General features: G+C 71.1%; 15 protein-coding genes. 7 read left to right on the top strand and 8 right to left on the bottom strand.

Annotated features, from left to right (window positions below; genetic code table 11):
* Positions 1-21 precede the first annotated feature (21 nt).
* A complete protein-coding gene (locus tag ABZ857_RS24260) occupies positions 22-420 on the bottom strand; it encodes a PPOX class F420-dependent oxidoreductase (RefSeq protein ID WP_357046442.1) in 399 nt (132 codons plus the stop codon).
* Positions 421-859: 439 nt separating this feature from the next.
* Between ABZ857_RS24260 and ABZ857_RS24255 the strand changes: the two genes are divergently transcribed.
* On the top strand, positions 860-2086 hold the full coding sequence (locus ABZ857_RS24255; RefSeq protein WP_357046440.1) for a transposase: 1227 nt from the start codon (positions 860-862) through the stop codon (positions 2084-2086).
* 73 nt (positions 2087-2159) lie between these two features.
* Here ABZ857_RS24255 and ABZ857_RS24250 read toward each other — a convergent pair whose 3' ends face one another.
* On the bottom strand, positions 2160-2777 hold the full coding sequence (locus ABZ857_RS24250; protein WP_357046438.1) for a DedA family protein: 618 nt from the start codon (positions 2775-2777) through the stop codon (positions 2160-2162).
* Between the two features lie 236 nt (positions 2778-3013).
* On the bottom strand, positions 3014-3550 hold the full coding sequence (locus ABZ857_RS24245) for a DUF6789 family protein (protein ID WP_357046436.1): 537 nt from the start codon (positions 3548-3550) through the stop codon (positions 3014-3016).
* 177 nt (positions 3551-3727) lie between these two features.
* On the opposite strand from ABZ857_RS24245, the gene ABZ857_RS24240 reads away from it, so the two are divergent.
* On the top strand, positions 3728-4312 hold the full coding sequence (locus ABZ857_RS24240) for a GNAT family N-acetyltransferase (protein WP_357046435.1): 585 nt from the start codon (positions 3728-3730) through the stop codon (positions 4310-4312).
* A gap of 169 nt (positions 4313-4481) precedes the next feature.
* Entirely contained in the window at positions 4482-6317 is a 1836-nt protein-coding gene (locus ABZ857_RS24235) for a bifunctional metallophosphatase/5'-nucleotidase (RefSeq protein WP_357046433.1), read from the top strand.
* Positions 6318-6374: 57 nt separating this feature from the next.
* Here ABZ857_RS24235 and ABZ857_RS24230 read toward each other — a convergent pair whose 3' ends face one another.
* From ABZ857_RS24230 to ABZ857_RS24210, 5 genes are all read right to left on the bottom strand, one after another.
* Positions 6375-6935, bottom strand: a complete 561-nt coding sequence (locus ABZ857_RS24230) for a nuclear transport factor 2 family protein (RefSeq protein ID WP_357046431.1) — start codon at positions 6933-6935, stop codon at positions 6375-6377.
* Between the two features lie 126 nt (positions 6936-7061).
* A complete protein-coding gene (locus ABZ857_RS24225; RefSeq protein ID WP_357046429.1) occupies positions 7062-8315 on the bottom strand; it encodes a hypothetical protein in 1254 nt (417 codons plus the stop codon).
* A gap of 80 nt (positions 8316-8395) precedes the next feature.
* On the bottom strand, positions 8396-8785 hold the full coding sequence (locus tag ABZ857_RS24220; protein WP_357046427.1) for a hypothetical protein: 390 nt from the start codon (positions 8783-8785) through the stop codon (positions 8396-8398).
* A 114-nt stretch (positions 8786-8899) separates the two neighbouring features.
* On the bottom strand, positions 8900-9853 hold the full coding sequence (locus ABZ857_RS24215) for a glycosyltransferase (protein WP_357046425.1): 954 nt from the start codon (positions 9851-9853) through the stop codon (positions 8900-8902).
* Between the two features lie 64 nt (positions 9854-9917).
* Complete coding sequence (locus tag ABZ857_RS24210) at positions 9918-10466, bottom strand: HAD family hydrolase (protein WP_357046494.1); 549 nt, start codon at positions 10464-10466, stop codon at positions 9918-9920.
* Between the two features lie 217 nt (positions 10467-10683).
* Here ABZ857_RS24210 and ABZ857_RS24205 point away from each other — a divergent pair, with 217 nt between their 5' ends.
* Genes ABZ857_RS24205 through ABZ857_RS24190 form a run of 4 tightly spaced genes read left to right on the top strand, consistent with a single transcriptional unit; the run spans position 10684 to position 15600 of the window.
* Complete coding sequence (locus ABZ857_RS24205; protein WP_357046423.1) at positions 10684-12324, top strand: carbamoyltransferase C-terminal domain-containing protein; 1641 nt, start codon at positions 10684-10686, stop codon at positions 12322-12324.
* Positions 12321-13373 carry a glycosyltransferase gene (locus tag ABZ857_RS24200; RefSeq protein WP_357046421.1) on the top strand — a complete coding sequence of 351 codons (1053 nt, stop codon included), beginning with the start codon at positions 12321-12323 and terminating at the stop codon, positions 13371-13373. Before ABZ857_RS24205 ends, ABZ857_RS24200 begins: the two co-directional genes overlap by 4 nt.
* Entirely contained in the window at positions 13370-14410 is a 1041-nt protein-coding gene (locus ABZ857_RS24195; RefSeq protein WP_357046419.1) for a glycosyltransferase family 9 protein, read from the top strand. The genes ABZ857_RS24200 and ABZ857_RS24195 overlap by 4 nt, the downstream gene beginning before the upstream one ends.
* Positions 14407-15600, top strand: a complete 1194-nt coding sequence (locus ABZ857_RS24190) for a glycosyltransferase (RefSeq protein WP_357046417.1) — start codon at positions 14407-14409, stop codon at positions 15598-15600. Before ABZ857_RS24195 ends, ABZ857_RS24190 begins: the two co-directional genes overlap by 4 nt.
* Positions 15601-15603: the final 3 nt, after the last annotated feature.

The following is a 15603-nucleotide window of genomic DNA, read 5'->3' as shown; positions in this document are numbered from 1 at the left end:
GCTCGCCCGGCGAACGCCCCGTCAGCGGCCGGCGCTGGAGATGACCTTCTCGGGAACGACGCGCACGGTGATGCGCTGCTCTCCCGGCTGCCGGTAGGGGTAGGTGTCCACCCCGAGATACTTCTTCGCCAGGCCGTCGATGGCGGCGTCGGCGCCTTCGAGCTCCAGCTTCGCCGTGCCCGAGACGCTGACGAAGCGGAAGGCGTTCCCCGGGTCGAGCACGCTGACCGACACCCGCGGGTTGTCGCGCAGGTGCCGCTCCTTCGCCCGCCCCACGGCGGTGTTGAAGATCACTTCGTCTCCGTCGTAGTCGACCCACACGACGGTGTTGTGCAGCGATCCGTCGGGGCGGATGGTCGTGACCCAGGCGTGGACCGGTTCCTTCAGCAGAGATACGGCGTTCTCATCGAGCTTGCTCATCTGGCTCCTCCTCGTTCGTCGGCGCTGACGCAGATCGGCAGCACGACGGGACAAGACCATATTCTCTCCCAGAAAAGCGGGACATGATCCGATCCTCGCGGTCCCATCAGAAGCTCGGTAGGGGACCGTCGTCTTCAGGCGATGGGGGGAATGCCGTCCCTGGCTGGTTTTCTCTCCGGGCTCATCGCGGGTTCCTTTCCCTGGTGGATTGGAGGGGCGGTGCTTTCGTGGTGATCGTGTGACTGGTCAGGTGCGCGCCTCCCCCAGTGCGGCGTATGACCTCGGGTACCACGTGGTGTGGTGTCCGAAGGTGCCGCCGTCCCGTTCTGGGTGGCCGGGTGAAGGCCGGCCTTGAGGAGCTGATCTGTGGTCTGCTTTGGCTGACCGGTGATTCCGTGCTTCTTGCCTCCGGGTTTTGTCGGCGCCTTCCGGTAGCGTGGTGGTCTGGTTACTGAACGTAGGAATGAAGGTGGGGGTGGGTGTGCGCCGGTCGTTCAAATTTCTGCTGCGCCCCACCGGCAAGCAGGCCGCCTCGCTCGCCGCCTGCCTTGAGGATCACCGGCAGCTTTACAACGCCGCCCTTGAGCACCGGCGGACGGCCTACCGCAAGGCTGGCGTCACGATTCGCTACGGGGACCAGTCTGGGGAGTTGAAGGGCATCCGGGCCGATGACCCCGCCGGTCAGGGCCGGTGGTCGTTCTCCTCCCAGCAGGCCACCTTGCGCCGGTTGGACAAGGCATTCGGTTCGTTCTTCACCCGCCTCCGTGAGGGCCGTACACCGGGTTTCCCGCGTTTCAAGGGGCGCGGCTGGTTCGACACCGTGACCTGGCCCAGGGATGGGGACGGTTGCCGGTGGGACTGTCAGCCCGAGCACCCGGCCACGACCTACGTCCGGTTGCAGGGCATCGGGCACGTTCGGGTGCATCAGCACCGCCCGGTGCAGGGCAGGGTGAAGACGATCAGCGTGAAGCGTGAAGGCAACCGCTGGTATGTGATCCTGTCGTGTGATGACGTCCCCGCGCAGCCGCTGCCCGCGACCGGCGCGGTGGCCGGTATCGACATGGGCGTGGCGTCGCTGGTCACCACCAGCGACGGGGACCCCCTGGCCAACCCGCGCCACCTGAAGGCGTCCGCGGGACGTCTGGCGGCGGCCCAGCGGGCTCTCACCCGGAAGAAGCGGGGGTCCAGGCGTCGCCGTAAGGCGGTGGCGAGGGTGGCGGCGCTGTATGCGAAGGTCCGCCGTCAACGTCGTGATACCGCGCACAAGGCGGCGCTGACCCTGGTTCGCGGCTATGACGTGATCGTGCATGAGGACCTGCGGATTGCGAACATGACCCGCTCGGCCGCCGGCACGATCGCCCAGCCTGGGCGGAACGTCGCGGCCAAGTCCGGGCTGAACCGGAGCATCCTGGACGCGGGTTGGGGGGTGTTCCTGCGTGTGCTCGCGCACAAGGCTGAAAGCGCCGGTCGCGAGCTGATCGCGGTTGATCCCCGCAACACCTCCCGCACCTGCGCCCGCTGCGGGCACTGCGCGAAGGACAACCGCGTCACCCAAGCCCGGTTCCGATGCCAGGCGTGTGGCCACGAGGCGCACGCCGACGTGAACGCGGCCAAGAACATTCTCAGGGCAGGGCTTGCCCTTCGCGACGCTGCGGAAGCGGCCTAGCGAGAAGCCGCTCCCTTCAGGGAGAGGAGGAGTCACGTTCCCAGCCGGCGCGAGGGCAGATCACCGGACTGGGTCACGCGGACGTGCGCGCGGGAAGAGGCTCAGGGGAGAGCCGGGTGGCGCGTCGTTTCCTGAGCCACCTCACCAGTTCGACGACCACGGTGATCGACAGCACGATGCCGAGGCCGAGGAGCAGGCCCTTGATCGGGTCGTTCTCGAACGCCATCCCGCCGAAGAATCCGATCAGCCCGGAGTAGACCGCCCACGAGCCCGCCGCGATCGCGTCGAAGAACGTGAACGAGCGCAGCGGATGCCGTACGGCGCCCATGGTGAGCGTGGTCGCGGTGCGCCCGCCGGGGATGTACCTGGCCACGACCAGGACGAGACCTCCCCGCTCGGCCAGTGCGTTCCGCGCCCAGACGAACGGCTTCTTGTCCCGGAGCCTGCCCGCCGACCTGTTGCCGATCAGGTAGGAGACGTGGTCACCCGCGCACGCGCCGAGAGCCGCGACCAGGATGACCAGGGCCAGGTTGGTCTCGCCCGACGCGGCGAACACCGCGGCGGTGATCACTGAGGTCTCGGCCGGCACGATCGGGAAGAACCCGTCGAGCAGCGCCAGGACGAAGAGCGCCACGTATAACCAGGGTGATGACATCACCTGCTGGACCAGGTCGAGGATGGCGTGCGACATGAGCGTGACTCCGATCGTTGGGCACCCGTCCACCCTGTCGGCCGCGGAGCATCGGGGACATCCGGGAGATCCCGGATCGGACACCGGGACCCTCCCTCACCGCGGGTCAGGGCCGACACGCCATGAAGCCGGACATTCCGCAGGTCACGGCACATCGAACGATCGGCAGGCTCATCCCCTGCGTGCGTAGCCAGGCCCCCTGGTCATCTCGCCTGCACGCGTATCGCCGTTCCCGCCTACCCGCGCACCTGGGCCGAGACGGGCTCGGGGGTGGGGATGGTGGGACGCCGGACCTCCTCCCGCAGCCGGGGGGCGAGTTCGGCGGTCAGCGGCGCCTTCTCGGTGCGAAGCCGGTTGAGCGCGAAGGCGAGCGCGGTGCCCCACAGCAGGTGTCCCGCCAGCAGCGCGGCCTGGCGTCCCGGGCGGTCCTTCGGGACGGGCGGGTACGCGCCGATGCTCGGGGCCAGGCCCTGGTAGCCGAAGTACCACACCAGCAGCCCGTACGCCGTGCCGATCGGGACGGGCACGCGCTGCCCGGCCGACAGCAGGCCGAGCACCGAACCACAGGAGGAGCCGAACGCGAAGTGCGCGATCGTCCCGAGCACGTTCTCGCCCTTCCTGGGCTTGTCGCGCCCGGGAAGGGCCATTCGCACGAACCGCCGCGGCGGCGGCTCCTCCAGCAGGCCGGCCCTGTCCGCCGCCATCAGCATCGCGCTGTACACGGCCGTCGCGAGCGCGCCGCCGACGGCGCCGTTCACCAGGTTGCGCATCATGAGGACCCTTTTCCCACCCGGACCGGATCGCCTGCCCTTGCGGTGCTCCGTTCTCGGTAAACAATCAAGGCCCGGCCTCGACCAGCGCGGACGCGGCGCGATCAGGCGTGCCCCGGGGATGACGGGCGCCTCCGGCTCCGGGACCGGCTCACGTGGCCGCGTCCTCGCGAAATTCGTTTGACCGGCACGCACCCTGCTGATCACGATCAGGCGATGGACATCGAATTTCTGAGGTTCTCACCCGACGACGGAGAAGCGCTCGCCGATTTCCTGACGCAGGAAGAGTGGCCGTACCACGCGGGAACGCAGGAACGGGCGACGGTCAAGCAGCGGGTCGCCGACGGCTTCTACGACAGCGAAGAGACAAGAACGTTCTGGGTGCTCGTGGACGGTGAGCGCGCCGGGCTGGTCACGCTCCAGGATCTCACCGATGACACGCCCATCTTCGACCTGCGCATAGGGCAGGCATGGCGGGGACGCGGCATCGGCACGAAGGCGGTGCACTGGCTGACCGGCTACCTGTTCACGGAGCTGCCCGAGATCTCGAGGATCGAGGGCACCACTCGCCAGGACAACCATGCGATGCGGGCGATCTTCCGCAAGAGCGGCTACGCGAAGGAGGCGCACTACCGGGACGCCTGGCCGGCTCCGGATGGCACGTGTTACGACGCGATCGGCTACGGAATCCTTCGGCGCGACTGGCTTTCCGGCACCGTCACACCTCCCGACTGGCACGACGAACCGGCAAGTTCCGACAGGTGATCAGCCGCGGAACACGAGAATCATCGGGCTTCTCGCCAGGTGAGCCGCAGAGCTCGTGGTATGCCTCTTGATTCGCCGGATGTTTGGCTGATCGCCTTCTCGGGCGGTACTGCTGGAAACGTTTACACGATTTCCTACGGGTGCTCTTGGAGAGACCTGTGAGGAACATGTGAACAGTTGTTGCGAGTCTGGCTCGCCCATCTCCCGTCGTTCGCTGCTGATCGGGGCCGGCGCGGCGGCCACGGCGTTCGCCCTGGGCACGCCGGCCTACGCGTCGGAGCGGGCAGCTGACCAAGCGACGGGCGATCTCATCGACGTCCAGCTGCTGAACATCACCGACTTCCACGGCAACCTGCGCACCCCGACCTCGTCGGCGGACGGCTACCTGCCGGACGCCGGCGGAAACCTCACCCTGCACGTCGGCGGCGCCGCCTACCTCGCCACGCACCTGCGGCGGTTGCGGGCCGCGCAGAACTCGTTCTTCTTCTCCATCGGGGACAACTACTGCGGCGGCGAACCCCTGGACAACAAGATGCTCTCCGACGAGGGCCCGGTCGAGGTGTTGAACAAGCTCGGCCTGCAGTTCTCCACGCTGGGCAACCACGAGCTGGACTACGGCATCGACTATTTCCAGCGGCACATGGTCAAGGGCATCCCCATTGGCGTGCCCGGCCGGGACTCCAGTTTCCGTGACTCGACCGGGCGTCGGTACAAGGGGCTGGGCTTTCCGTACTACTCCGCCAACATGGTGTGGCGGAAGACGGGGCAGCCCGTGCTGCAGCCGTACAACATCGAATACGTGACGGGGCCGGGTGGTCGCCGCTACCCCATTGGGTTCATCCACCTCACGCTCGCGCACAGCCCGACAGGTTCGAGTTCCTACAACCCCGATCTTGACGGGCTGGACCCGATCGAGACGGCGAACCGGTACGCGCGGCTGCTCAAGGACAGAGGGGTCAACGCCCTGGTCCTGTGCGTGCACGACGGCGCGCAGCAGGTGGACAACTGGCACGCGCCGATCAACGGCTCCACCATGGCGGCGGGCGGTCCGGCACTCGAACTGGCGGCCAAGGCCGACCCGGACATCTGCGCGATCATCACCGGCCACTGGCACTGGTGGTTCAACGCGATGCTGCCCGACCCGGAGGGCAACCTCCGGCCGTTCGTCGAGGCGGGCCACGCCGGACAAATCATCAACGAGATCAACCTGAAGCTGGACCCGGCCACCGGCAAGGTGGTCAGAGACCTGACCAAGGCGACCAACCACCCGGTCACCCTCGACGTGCCCCCGGACCCGGAGATGCAGCGGATCGTCGACTACTGGACCGACCTGGGCAACCAGCGGTATGCCACCGTCGCGGGCCGGCTCACCGGTGATTTCACGCCAACGCTGAACGCGAGCGGCGAGTCCACCATGGGCGACCTCGGCGCGGACCTGATGCTCTGGTCGGCGAACCGGAACCGCCAGGGCCGCGCCGACTTCGGCATGGTGGCGGCCAAGCCCGTCAGCGGCTCCAACGCGGTGGCGGGAAGGCTGCTGTACGCGAAGGGCGCCAACTCCGCCGACCAGGATGGCGTGATCCTGTACGGGGAGGCGTACTCGCAGCTCGGCTACGAGAACCCGATCCTCACCGTCACGCTCACCGGCGAGCAGCTCCGGCAGGCGTTCGAACAGCAGTGGCAGCGACGCTCCAACGGGACGATCGTGTACGGCCCGCTCGCGTTCTCCGCCAACGTGCGCGCCACCTTCGATTCGACCAAGCCGATCGGCCAGCGTGTCGACCCCGCCAAGTTCCTCATCGACGGCCTGCCCCTCGACCTGGGCAGGTCCTACCGCGTCGCCGGGCTGGCCTACACCCTCATCGGGGCCGACGGGTACGGCGCTCTCGCATCCTTCACCGACCCGTACCGGAACGGGCGTGATCACGAGGAGTTCATCGCCTACCTGCGCGAGCACGAGGAGATCAGCCCGTCCCGCCAGGACCGGGTGACCGTGATCACCTGACCGCCGCCAGTCGGCCGCGCCCGTCGGGTGTGCAGGCGGGCCGTGTCGCGGGGACGGTCACCTGCCGAAGATCCTGCGGAGAAGCCGGCGGATGGAGGTGGAGCGCGGCTCGGCCCGGGTCTCCTGGTCGCGCGGATGCGCGACGGGCACGGGCCGGGCCTCCCGGTCAGGGGTGGCGGCCGCGGAGCCGGGCTTGTTCTGTGCGAGCCGGCAGCCCAACGACAGGTAAGCACCCAACTGGTCGTAGTAGACGCGCCCGGTGACGAACCTGCCGTCTTCCACCGTCCACATTCCACACCCCGTCCAGGAGACGGGGCAGCCGGTGCCGGGGATCACGGTGCCGTCCGGGAGCAGCATCTCTCCCGTCTGGGTTCCCGACGTGACCCATTCGGCAGCGACGGTGTCATCGTGGACCAGCAGCGTGGTGACCCTGGACGTCAGGTCGGGCACGGTGGAGAAGAACTGGCCGAAATACCACTCGATCTGTTCGTGCCCCTCCACCATGCCGGCAGGGGTCACGAGAACGGCGTCCGGGTGGAAGCAGTCCAGAAGGCGCCTCGTGTCGTGTGCGCGGAACGCCTCCGCGAAAGCGTCATGGATCTCCCGAGGATCGGGCATGGCTCCCCCTCGCCTCCCTGAAGCGTACTCCGGGAGGGAGACCGGCCGGTCTCACCGAGGGGTAAGGCCTCGCCCAAGACGAGCCGGCGGCGCGGGCGGCCGCTTGTGTCCGGGTCGCTGTCCTCTTCACGCGAGTGAGCCGCGGAGCTCATGGTATGCCTCACGGAGTTCGGTCGCTTGTGGAGCCTGCCGTGCGTCCAGTGCTCTGATCACCTCGGCGGCCCGCCAGTGGTGGGAAGGCACGAGGTGTGGGTCGGTGAGCGCGGCGAGCGTCATGTGCCCGGCCTCGTCGGGCTGGTCGGCGGCCATGAGCGCGAGCGCCAGGTCGAGCCGCGCGGCCAGGGCCCGGCGTGGCCGTCTCGGGCCGGCGGACTCCAGCCGGGCGAGCAGCCCGCGAGCGTACGACTCGGCTGCGGGATCGCCGAGCCAGGACAACGTCGTCGCGACGTAGCCGTCACACTTGGCGGGGTCGTAGCGGTAGTGGTGCTCGGGCCGGTCCGGGGCCGGAAGCGGCGCGACGAGCCGTGCCACCCGGTTGAGCGCTTCACGGGTTTCCCGGGCGGCGCCCAGACGCGCCCAGGCCCGGCCCTCCTGCGCGGTCGCCTGGATGTACGCCGAGCTGCCTCGCGGCGCGATCCGTCGTGCCGCCTGGGAGAGGGACAGGGCCCGCCGGTAGTCGCCCTCGATCAGGACCTGCCACGCCTCCGTCTCCAGGCACCACGCGGCGATCTCGCGATGCTCCGTCTCCCTTGCGAGCTGAGTGGCCGTACGGAGCCGTGCGTCGGCGGCCGGGAACCGGCGCAGGTCGATGAGGCAGGTCGCGGCGAGGAGCGACAGCCAGCCTCCTGTCACCAGAAGCCGCCGGTGCTCGGCGAGCGTCTTCCTGCCATCCAGGAGCTGTGAGACGTAGCCGAGGTGACGGCGTACGCGGATCAGCAGTTCGCGGGGCGGCGTCCCGTGGTAGGCCATGGCCAGCTCGTCGACAGCGAGCTCCAGCCGTTCGAGGGTGTCTCTCCCTACCTCGGTGGCCGAGGCCCGGCGAGCCAGCTCCAGGGCGTCCCATTCGTCGTCATCGTGCGAGGCGGTGCTCCCACCCCCGACTTCGAACAGCTCGTCCTCTTCGAGGCCGAAGGCGCGGGCGTACAGAAGCCGGTAGGGATCGCCGGGCTGGTTGTGCCCGGCTTCGTACGCTTTGATCCGGCGGACGATGGTCTCGCGGGAGGGGAGGCGGGCACGCACGTCGTCGTCGGCGGCCTCGACGAGGCGGCGCGCCATGTCCTTCTGGCTCCACAGCCGGTTGCGCCGCTCGGCGCGCAGCCGTACGGCCCACGCGGGAAGTCCGGTGACCATCATGAGCACCTCACTGTCAGGTCCGGCCATGTTCTGACCACTCTCAGTGTCCCCTGATCACACCTGTGATCGCCGGTGAAGGAGCCGCGGGGGCTCTCCTCCGAAGGCCGTCAGGAAGAGATCGGCCTGATTCGAGAGTGCGGCGCCTCGAGCCAGTCGGCGGCCATGTCTGTCCCGGTGACCCGTCCGATCAGCGCCAAGGCCGAGCTGATGCTCTCGTCCGGCTCCACGGGATTCTCGTGGACGTCTGGACCGCTGATCTCGAAGCGCAGCCCCTCCATCAGATCTAGCGAGGGGACTGCCGGATTCATCCGGCAGGGAAATCGCTTCCCTGATACCGTCTTCGCGTGCCCAGAAGGGGCATCGGTCAGGGCTTGGCCGCCGCCTACTCCGGCTACCTCAGCCGGGGAAAGCGAGAAGCCGTCCTCTTCAGGGGACGGAGGAGTCACCATGTGATCGAGCGCGTGTGGGTCGTCGCCGAACGCCTGGTAGGGGTTCATGGGATCGAAGGCGACGGCCGCACGTTGAGCACGTTGTGGAACGCCGTGAACCACCGAGACGACCGTCGCAGGTCATCGCGGTGGTTCAATGGTTGGCCGGGTCTTGTGGAAAGGTCATCCGGGGACGATCGAGCCGAGCAGTCTGTCCCAGTCGGCGAGGAAGCGGTCGAGGTTGTAGCGGGCCAGGGCGGCCGCGCGGGCGGCCTTGCCCGCCTGTACGGCGAGCTCGGGTTCGTTGGCGAACCGGTCGAGCGCCCGTAGCAGCGTGGGCAGCTTGGTCGAGACGACCCCGGCCTCCGGCGGCACCGCTTCCACGGCCTCGGTGGTGGCGAGCGCGACCACCGGCATGCCGATCATCATGGCCTCGATCAGCGACAGGCCGAGCGAGGTCCAGCGGTAGGGGTGCAGGTAGACACGCCGCCGGGCCAGCTCGGCGTGCATGGCGGCCTGCGGCAGGTCCTCGAACGCCTCCATCTCCCCGTCCAGGCCCAGCTTGGACGGCAGGTTCGTCACCTTCATGCCGAACACGTCGAGCGGGGCGGTCGCGGCGAACGTGGGCAGCAGGTCGGTGCCCGCCACGCGCCAGCGCCTGATCGGCTCGTTGACGACCACGCCGGCTCGGGCCAGCTCGCCCGTGTAGAGGTAGCCGGGGTCGAGCACGCCGTGCTCGATCACGTGGGTGGGGGCGCGGCCGGAGTCCCAGAACAGGTCGTTGAAGTGGGTGACGTGGACGAGCGGGATGTCGGCGCGGTCGGCGAGCGGATGGCGGGTCTTGGGCACGTCCCCCGCCGGGGTGTTGTGCTCGACGTAGACGCCCGGCACGTCGCGCCCCAGCCACTCGCGGGCCAGGCCGATCTCGTGCGGCCGCTGGTAGACGACCACGTCGACGTCCTCGCCGGCCAGCCGGTCGTACGGGACCTCCCGTACGCTGTCGGGCCAGGGATAGGTGTCGGCCCGGCCCCGCCCGTCGGGACCGCGGTCGGGGGTGAGCGGCACCAGATAGTCGTGCCCCCCGTGCACGAAAGAGGTGGTCCACGAGCCGTGGACATGCCACACCATGATCTTCATCGCATCGCTCCCCGTCCGTCGTTTCGTGGGCCTCGGAACACCGTGCCTCCCCCCGCCGGTCGCCTCACCCACCTGCCCTGGTCATGCCCTCTTCATCCTCTGCTGTGAGCTGAATTCCCCCGAGCACCAGATCGAGCGCCGCGGCGAGGTCGGGCGCCACCTCGGAAGCGGCCTCCACCTCCTCCGGCAGCGTCACCGGGGTCGGCACGAGGATGCCCCGGGCGCCGGCGGCGCGGGCCGCCTCCACGTCCCGGCCGATGTCGCCGATCACCACGCAGTCCTGCGGACGGACGCCGAGCCGCCGGGCGGCGCGCAGCACGAGGCCGGGCGCCGGCTTGCGGCAGTCGCAGCGGTCGCCGTCGTCGTGCGGGCAGATCTCCCACACGTCGAACGGGCCGAGCAGGGCGTCCACCCGATCGTTCACGGCGCGCAGGGCCTCGGGGGCGATCACGCCTCTGGCCACCCCGGACTGGTTGGTCACGATCCCGACCGGGATGCCCTCCGCGCGCAGCCGGTCGAGCGCCTTCCGGGCCCCGGCGACGGGCTCCACCCGTTCAGGATCGCTGTTGTAAGGAACGTCGTGAATGAGCGTTCCGTCACGGTCGAAAAGCACCGCGGCGGGTGGGCGGGCGGACTGTGGCACGGGCGACCTCCTGCACGAATCGCCCGCCCGGGCTACCCGGGGGACAGATCGGCAAACACCGGCCGTCAGTTACGCAGAGTAGCAGTTATTGAGTGCATCCCCCACTCACGTCGACTTCTCTACAAAGGAGTGTTTAGAGGCGCTTCTCTCGGTAACCAGACCTCCACTGTGCCACGGAGGGAAACCGATGCGGTTCTTGGGGATAAATGCGATTTTTCATGATCCAGCTGCCGCGCTGGTCGTGGATGGTGAGGTGGTCGCCGCAGCAGAAGAAGAGCGCTTCAGCCGCCGCAAGCACGGCAAGCGCCCGCTTCCGTTCTCCGCCTGGGAACTGCCCGAGCTCGCCGCCGCGTGGTGCCTTGAACAGGCCGGCTTGCGGCCCGAGGACCTCGACGGCGTCGCCTACTCCTACGACCCCGAGCTCGTGGTCCCCGGAGGGCCGGGGCAGGACGAGCACTGGGAGGACCTGCGCACCACCTACGCGCGCCGCGCCCCCAACTTCCTGGCCACGGCGCTGCCCGGGCTCGACGCCGCCCAGGTGCGGTTCGTCCCCCACCACATCGCGCACGCCGCGTCGGCGGGGCTGGCCGCGCCCTACCGCGAGTCGGCGGTGCTGGTCTGCGACGGCCGGGGCGAGGCCGTCTCGCACCTGGCCGGGCACTACCGGGACGGCGAGCTGACCGTCCTGGCGAGCCAGGCGCTGCCGCACTCCCTCGGGCTGATGTACGAGGACCTCACCCAGCACCTCGGCTTCCTCCGGTCGAGCGACGAGTACAAGGTGATGGCCCTCGCCTCCTACGGCGAGCCGCGCTTCCTGCGCGAGATGCGCGAGCTCGTCTACGCCACGGGTGACGGCGGCTTCCGGGTCGAGCCGATCGACTGGAGCGTCTACGCCAAGGCGCTCGGCAAGGGCGAGAAGTGGACGGCCGACCACGCCGACCTCGCCGCGAGCGTGCAGGCCCGCCTGGAGGAGGTGCTGCTCGACCTCGCCACGTGGCTGCACGAGCGGACCGGGGCGCGTCACCTCACGATGGCCGGGGGAGTGGCGCTCAACTGCGTGGCCAACACCCGCCTGTTCGCCGAGGGCCCGTTCGAGGAGGTGTGGGTGCAGCCCGCGGCGGGCGACTCGGGCACCGCGCTCGGGGGAGCGCTGCACCTCGCGCAGGCCGGCGGCGACCCCGTCACGCCGATGCCCGGCGCCGACCTCGGGCGGGGCTGGAGCGACGAGGAGCTGGGCGCCTGGCTCGACGTGGCGCGGGTGCCGTACGAGCGCCCGGCCGACCTCGCCGCCACCGTCGCCGCCGAGCTCGCGGCCGACCGCGTGATCGCCTGGTTCCAGGGACGCGCCGAGTACGGCCCCCGGGCGCTCGGCCGCCGGTCCCTGCTCGCCCACCCCGGCGACCCCCGCAACACCGAGCGGCTCAACGACGTGAAGGGCCGCGAGCAGTTCCGCCCCATCGCCCCGATGGTGCTGGCGGAACACGCCCCCATGATCTTCGGCAGGGGCCCGATGTCGAGCCCGTACATGCTGTTCGTCCACGACGTGCGGACGGAGTGGCGCGACCGCATCCCCGCGGTGGTGCACGTCGACGGCACGGCCCGGATCCAGACCGTCGAGCGCGGACGCGACCCGCTGCTCGCCCGGCTGCTCGAGGAGTTCGAGGCGCGCACCGGGCTGCCTGTGGTGGTCAACACGAGCCTCAACACGGCCGGCCGCCCGATGGTGGACGACCCCCGCGACGCGCTGGAGTGCTTCGGCTCGGCCCCGGTGGACGTGCTCGTCCTCGGTCCGTACGTCGTGCGCAGAGGGGCGGTGTTCGCCGGATGACGACTGAGATGACCCGGGAGACGAACACGACCCCCGCTGGGGAGCCGCACCGGGAAACGGGGCCGGCGGTCACGGTGGTGATCCCGACGGTCGGGCGGCCGAGCCTGGCCGCCACGCTCGCCGCGGTCGGCTCCGGTCCTGAGGTGATCGTGGTGGACGACCGGCCGGGGGAGGGCAGGGGCGACGACTGGGAGCCGTTGCCGGTGCCCGATCGCGCACGCGTGCTCAGGTCGGGCGGGCGCGGCCCGGCCGCCGCGCGCAACGCCGGATGGCGGGCCGCGACGACGCCGTGGGTGGTGTTCCTCGACGACGACGTGGTGCCGGGCCCGGGCTGGGTGCGCGCGCTGACGGAGGACCTCGCCCGCCTGCCTCAGGACGTCGGCGGCAGCCAGGGACGGCTGGAGGTGCCGCTGCCGGCGGGCCGCCGCCCGACCGACGCCGAGCGCAACACCGCCGGGCTGGCCGGCGCCGACTGGATCACCGCCGACATGGCCTACCGCAGGACGGCCCTGGAGGCGGCGGGCGGGTTCGACGAACGTTTCCCCGGGGCGTACCGGGAGGACGCCGACCTCGCGCTGCGGGTCGAGCAGGCCGGGTTCGCCCTGGTGAAGGGCGAACGCCTGACCCGTCACCCGGTGCGCGACGACGGCTTCTGGTCCAGCGTGCGCTTCCAGCGCGGCAACGCGTCCGACGCGCTCATGCGGCACGTGCACGGCCGTGACTGGCGGGCGGCCATCGGCGGACACCCGGGCAGGCTCAAGCGGCACGCCCTCACCACCGGCGCGGGCCTGCTCGCGATCACGCTCGCCGCCGCCGGCGCGCGGAAGGGCCGCCTGAGGCGGCTGGCGGCGGGGGCCGCCGGGCTCGCCTGGCTCGGCCTCACGGCCGAGTTCGCCTGGGCGCGCGTCGCCCCGGGCCCGCGTACGCCGGAGGAGATCGTGCGCATGGCCGTGACCAGCGTGGTCATCCCTCCTGCGGCCTGCGCGCACCGGATCAGAGGCGAGGTGAAGGTACGAACGAACGAGGTGCGGAGGGGGAGGCGCTCGTGATCGGGACCGCTCTGGTGGTGCGGCCCGACAACGCGGGCGACGTGCTGCTCGCGGGGCCCGCCGTGCGCGCCGTCGCCGCCGGGGCGCGGGAGGTCGCGATGCTCGCCGGCCCGTACGGCAGGGCCGCGGCCGAGCTGCTGCCCGGCGTCGACCGCGTCCTGGAGTGGCGCGCCCCGTGGATCGACCCCGACCGGGTGCCGATGACCTCCGAGCACGCGGCCCGCCTGGTGGAGCAGGTCCGCGCCGTGGGCCCGGACGTGGCCGTGATCTTCACGTCCTTCCACCAGTCGGCGCTGCCGACGGCCCTGCTGCTGCGGCTGGCCGGAGTGCCGCGCATCGCCGCGATCAGCGAGGACTACCCCGGCTCCCTGCTCGACGTGCGTCACGTCGTGGACGAGAGCGTGCACGTCCCCGAGCCGGAGCGGATGCTCGGCCTCGCCCGCGCGGCCGGCTTCGACCTCCCGCCGGGCGACGACGGGCGGCTCGCCGTGCGCGGTCCGCTGCCTGACGTGGAGCACCTCACCGGCCCGCCGGGCTACGTCGTGGTGCATCCCGGCACGACCGCGCCGGCCAGGGCCTGGCCCGCCGAGCGCTGGGCGGAGGCGGTCGAGGCGCTGCTGGCCGCGGGCGAGCGGGTCGTCGTCACCGGCAGCCCGGGCGAGCGGGCGCTGACCGCGATCGTCTCCGGTCCCGCGCTCGATCTGGGCGGGGCGACCACGTTCGCCGAGCTCGCCGCGGTGCTCGCCGGGGCCTCGGCGGTGGTCGCCGCCAACACCGGCCCCGCCCATCTCGCGGCGGCCGTCGGCACGCCCGTGGTCAGCCTGTTCGCGCCGGTCGTGCCCGCCGCCCGCTGGGCGCCGTACGGCGTGCCCACGGTGGTCCTCGGCGACCAGGACGCCCCCTGCCGGGGGAGCAGGGCGCGAATCTGCCCTGTTCCCGGCCATCCGTGCCTGTCCTCGGTCGGCGGCGAGCAGGTGGTCAGCGCGGTGCGCCGCCTCATGCCGGCCGAAGAGGCGGTGAAGGAGAGGGTGCCATGAGGATCGCCCTGGTGTCGGAGCACGCGAGCCCGCTGGCGACCCTCGGCGGCGTGGACGCCGGCGGGCAGAACGTGCACGTCGCGGCCCTGGCCCTGGCCCTGGCCGAGCGAGGCAACGAGGTCGTCGTGCACACGCGGCGGACCTCTCCCGACCAGCCGGACGCCGTGCCGATGGCCCGAGGCGTCACCGTCGAGCACGTGCCCGCCGGGCCCGCGGAGCCGCTGCCCAAGGACGAGCTGCTGCCGTACATGCCGGAGTTCGGGGCGCACCTGGCCCGCAGGTGGAAGGCCGAGCCGCCCGACCTGGCGCACGCCCACTTCTGGATGAGCGGGCTGGCCACGCTGACGGCCGCGGAGCCCCTCCACATCCCGGTCGTGCAGACCTACCACGCGCTCGGCACCGTGAAGCGGCGCTGGCAGGGCGAGGCGGACACCAGCCCGCCGAGCCGGATCGCGATCGAGCGCGACATCGGCCGCCGGGCGGTCGCGGTCATCGCCACCTGCTCCGACGAGGTGCGGGAGCTGGTCGCGATGGGCGTGCCACGCGAGCGGATCAGGGTCGTGCCGTGCGGCGTCGACCTCGGCCTGTTCCGCCCCGACGGTCCTGCCGCCCCGCGCCGTGACCGGCCCCGGGTGCTGAGCATCGGGCGCATGGTGCCGCGCAAGGGGGTGGACACCTCCGTCCGCGCCATGCGGCAGGTGCCCGGCGCCGAGCTGGTGATCGCGGGCGGGGACCCGGGGGACGAGGAGAGCACGCGGCTGCGCGCGCTGGCCGACGGTCTCGGCCTCGGCGACCGGGTCCGGCTGATCGGCAGCGTGAGCCGGTCCGAGGTGCCCGCCCTCATGCGCTCCGCCGACATCCTGGTGACCGTCCCGTGGTACGAGCCGTTCGGCATGGTGCCCCTGGAGGCCCTGGCCTGCGGGGTGCCGGTGGTCGCCTCGGCGGTCGGCGGCCACCTCGACACCGTCGCGGGATGCGGCGTGCTCGTGCCGCCCCGGCGGCCGCGTGCGCTGTCCCGCGCGCTCGGCGACCTGCTGGCCCGGCCGGAGCTGCGGGCGGCGCTGTCGGCCGCCGGGGCCCGGCGGGCCCGGGCCCGCTACGGCTGGCCCAGGATCGCCGAGCAGACCGAGTCCGTGTACCGAAACCTGGCAGGCGGGTGCCTGGGCACCCTCGCCGCCGCGGGAGGCTGAGCG

The organism is Microbispora sp. NPDC046933, assembly GCF_040644635.1.
In the GTDB taxonomy this organism is placed as follows: Bacteria; Actinomycetota; Actinomycetes; order Streptosporangiales; family Streptosporangiaceae; genus Microbispora.
This window is presented reverse-complemented; position numbering and strand designations above follow the sequence as displayed.